A 3,049-nucleotide genomic window follows, 5' to 3' on the forward strand; every position below is an offset into this window, starting at 1 on the left:
TTGCTGCATTTAACCGATTTACCACCCAGCGGAGAAGCGGCGCGAGCGCTGTTGCAAGGCTGGGAAGCGGCTCAGATTCCTGAAAATTAGTCGAAATCAGCGTCCCGGTCCGCAAACGCGGACGCGGGGCGTTTTTACATCTTAAATGCATTCCATTAAAGAAGAAGCTTTTTTTCTGGAATCCACGCGTTTGGGCAGGCCGACGAATGTCTGTCACCTTCACAAAACAAAGGGTTTTACCTGAATTTACAATTTGTTTATATCCATCCATTGACATTCGTTTTGCGTGGTGGTAAACTCGCTTTAGCACTCGGAACTAATGAGTGCTAATCATTATTTTACCGTTCTGGTAAGGAGCGGACTATGGATTTAACAGACCGAAAAAAGCAAATACTGAAAGCGGTGGTGGAGGATTACGTTTCCACTGCCGAGCCGGTGGGCTCAAAGGCAATTGCTTCCCAGATGGGCGGCTCTGTCAGCTCCGCCACCATCCGCAACGAGCTGGCGGATCTGGTGGAGCTGGGTTATCTGGAGCAGCCCCACACCTCCGCAGGGCGGGTGCCCGCACCCAAAGGCTATCGACTGTACGTCAATGAGCTGATGGAGCGGCAAAAGCTCAGCGTGGTGGAGACGGAGAAACTGAACGCGGCGCTTCACCTGAAAATGGAGGAGCTGGACCGGGCTGTTTCTCAAGCCGGGAAAGCGGTCAGCGCGCTGGCAGGCTATCCTGTGTACACAGCTACCGCCGGACGGAAAAAATTTTTTGCCAAGCATTTTGATTTGATTCCCGTGGACGACGAAAGCTTGATTGTCGTGGTGATGATGGGGAACAATCGGGTGAAAAGCCAACTTCTCCGGCTTCAGCTAACGCTGGACGCAGACCAGATACCGGCGCTTGCCCACTTGCTGAATACTCATTTTACCAGCAGCTCCGCCGACGAGATGAACGAGCGTCTGCTGCACATGACGGACCAGCTTTCCCCCAAGGTGTTTCTGCCTCTGAGCCAGACCGTGGCCTATGCCACGGACGTGCTGGACGAGGCGGGCCGCCGGGAGGTGCAGACTGTGGGGGCCAGTCGGCTTTTAAAGCTTCCCGAATTCCGGGATGCGGATAAGGCACACCAGCTTATGAGTTATTTGAGCGACGAAGACGCAGACCTCCCCTCCCCCGATGAAAACACCGCCATGAAAATTTTGATCGGACCGGAAAACGTCAGCCGCGCACTGATGGACACCAGCGTGGTGGTCGCAAGCTACGACATCGGAGACGATTTGCGGGGCCTTATTGGCGTGGTGGGTCCCACCCGTATGGATTACGCCGCCGTGACCGCGCGGCTGAGCTATTTTGCCGAAGGTATGGCACGAATGTTTGGAAAGAAGGATTTACTTTCCAAGAAGGAGGACACAAAGACGTGAGCGAGGAAAAGAAAGAGCCCATCGATCAGATTCCGGAGCAGGAGTCGGAGCAGACACTCCCCCCCGAGACGGAGGAGACTTCTCAGGACACGCACGGAAAGAACGAAAAGTCCCGGAAGGAGCCTAAGAAAAAGGAAAAGACCTATACCCTTACCCGGGAACAGATGGAGGCCGCCGAGCTGGCCGCAAGGCAGCTTACCTCCGTTACGGACCAGTTTACCCGGTTAAGCGCTGAATATGACAACTACCGCAAGCGCACATCCAAGGAGAAAGAGTCCATCTATCAGGACGCCAAGGCCGACACCGTCATTGCCTTTTTGGCGGTGTACGATAATTTGGAGCGAGCAATGCAGGCTGGGGGCGATGACGAGTCCCCTCATAAAAAGGGACTGGAAATGATTTTTAATCAGTACAAAGAAGTGCTTGCCAAACTGGGCGTCGCCAAGATGGAAGCATTGGGACAGCCCTTTGACCCCAATCGGCACAACGCCGTTATGCATATCGATGACGAAGCGCTGGGTGAAAACGTGGTGGCAGACGTGTTTCAGACGGGCTTTATGATGGGCGACAAAGTTCTGCGTTTTGCCGCTGTCCGCGTTGCTAATTAAATTTTCCGGATTTGTAATTTTTTATGTTTCGATATAGGAGGAATTCATTATGTCTAAAGTAATCGGAATCGATTTGGGTACCACCAACTCTTGCGTGGCAGTGATGGAGGGTGGCGAGTCCATCGTCATCGCCAACGCCGAGGGCAACCGCACTACCCCGTCCGTGGTGGCGTTTTCCAAGACCGGTGAGCGCATGGTCGGTCAGGTGGCAAAGCGCCAGGCCATCACCAATCCGGACCGCACCATCTCTTCCATCAAGCGGGAGATGGGCACCGACCACAAGGTCACCATTGACGGAAAGGCCTATACGCCGCAGGAAATCAGTGCCATGATTCTGCAAAAGTTGAAGGCCGATGCGGAGGCGTATCTCGGCAGCTCCGTCACCGAGGCGGTCATTACTGTGCCTGCCTACTTCACCGACGCCCAGCGTCAGGCCACCAAGGACGCAGGTAAAATCGCGGGCCTTGAGGTCAAGCGCATCATCAACGAGCCCACCGCCGCCGCGTTGGCCTATGGTGTGGACAAGGAGCAGTCCCAGAAAATCATGGTGTACGATCTGGGCGGCGGCACCTTCGACGTGTCCATTTTGGAAATTGACGACGGCGTGATCGAGGTGCTGGCCACCGCAGGCAACAACCGGCTGGGCGGCGACGATTTTGACGAGTGCGTCATGAAGTTTCTGGTCAGCGAGTTTAAGCGTAGCGACGGCGTGGACCTCTCCAGCGATAAGGTGGCCATGCAGCGGCTGAAGGAAGCCGCCGAAAAGGCCAAGGTGGAACTTTCCGGCGTCACCAGCTCCAACATCAATCTCCCCTATATCACTGCCGACGCAAATGGTCCAAAGCATCTGGATGTGACCCTCACCCGGGCCAAGTTCAACGAGCTGACCAGCCATCTGGTGGACGCCACCATGGGTCCCGTGCGGCAGGCCATGTCCGACGCAGGCCTGAAGCCCTCTGAGCTGAACAAGGTCCTTCTGGTGGGCGGCTCCAGCCGGATTCCCGCCGTGCAGGAAGCCGTGAAGA

At 55.4% G+C, this 3,049-nt stretch carries 3 protein-coding genes; all 3 read left to right on the forward strand.

From position 1 onward, the window contains the following. Positions 1-363: 363 nt before the first annotated feature. Positions 364-1,416, forward strand: coding sequence for a heat-inducible transcriptional repressor HrcA (hrcA, locus tag RT018_RS03480; protein ID WP_312939308.1), 1,053 nt, complete (start codon positions 364-366; stop codon positions 1,414-1,416). Further along, positions 1,413-2,024 (forward strand): nucleotide exchange factor GrpE, encoded by a 612-nt coding sequence (locus RT018_RS03485; protein ID WP_312939311.1) that lies wholly within the window; start codon positions 1,413-1,415, stop codon positions 2,022-2,024. Before hrcA ends, RT018_RS03485 begins: the two co-directional genes overlap by 4 nt. Positions 2,025-2,073: 49 nt before the next feature. After that, positions 2,074-3,049 (forward strand): Hsp70 family protein (locus RT018_RS03490; RefSeq protein WP_312939312.1); only part of this gene is annotated, 976 nt, incomplete at its 3' end.

Origin of the sequence: Oscillibacter sp. (genome assembly GCF_032060045.1) — a bacterium.
GTDB lineage: Bacteria > Bacillota > Clostridia > Oscillospirales > Oscillospiraceae > Oscillibacter.